This is a genomic window from Peribacillus sp. P4_C12 (assembly GCF_056402095.1).
Genome location: NZ_JBFUIB010000960.1, coordinates 1 through 936, shown reverse-complemented (window position 1 = coordinate 936; position 936 = coordinate 1). Strand labels below are relative to the sequence as shown.

Genomic DNA, 936 nt, shown 5'->3' with positions numbered 1-936 from the left:
GCATTAACCCTTCTTGAATCAATGCCCCATTTGTTTAAGATTCGAAGTTTCATAATCTATTACTATAATTGTTCTACACATAATAAAAGCCACTATAGTACTTAGCTCTATTTCTTTGAATTATGATTACTCTTTTAAAATTCTTATTTAAGGTTTTATAAAAAAGGCATTATTTTTCAGAGAAGTATAGACTCCTCATTTTAAATTTCTTCGTACATATGTTTACGGATAAAGAGTGAGTAAATTGTTGCAACAATAGCTAATCCAATTGTTACAAGTGAGGTATAGTTAATGGCATCCAGTAAAGCTTGTTTGCCTGCTATTGCAGCATCCATTGTATGACTTAGTTCTGTCGTACGATCTGCAGCATACGTTGTCATTAATGTAACAAAAATAACTGTACCGATTGCACCTGCTACTTGTATACCGTACTGTATACTGATATTATTCAAGTTTTCTGCGTCTTAAATACAATAAATTCAACAAAATAATGCCTTAGAGAATTAGAGTTCCTCACCACTTGGCCGGATTACACAAACAAAAATAATAGATAATATTCGGAAAGCAATTTAGAGTTATTACAAGGTTTTTTTCTTAACCAACTCTTCTTAAAAAACAATGGATTTCGAGATGCGGAGTCCATTATGTTTTTGCTAGTCTACTTTGCCCGGCTGTTAATCCGGCCTCTGAAGTGGGATATTCCTTTAATATCAATGTGCGAAAATGAAGTTTAGCTTCCACATACAAATATTCGTTACGATTTTCTGTTGTCTTGACAAATTCCGAAGGTCTAAAGGTGAATTTCTCTAATTTCATGAGGTTCAAAATCCTCTATAAAGCACACCAACTGGTAAGCATCGCACGCACCCGTACGCCCTCCCCTGACTACTGATATCATAGAATCTATTAAAAAAAGGTCAACCAGTAATTTTACTG

1 protein-coding gene is annotated in these 936 nt (G+C 34.0%); it reads right to left on the bottom strand.

The genetic code is table 11. From position 1 onward, the window contains the following. Window positions 1-200: 200 nt before the first annotated feature. The gene (locus tag AC1DUW_RS30570; protein WP_053346268.1) at window positions 201-452 is read right to left on the bottom strand and encodes a hypothetical protein; all 252 of its coding nucleotides are present in this window, start codon (window positions 450-452) and stop codon (window positions 201-203) included. Between the last annotated feature and the right edge of the window lie 484 nt (window positions 453-936).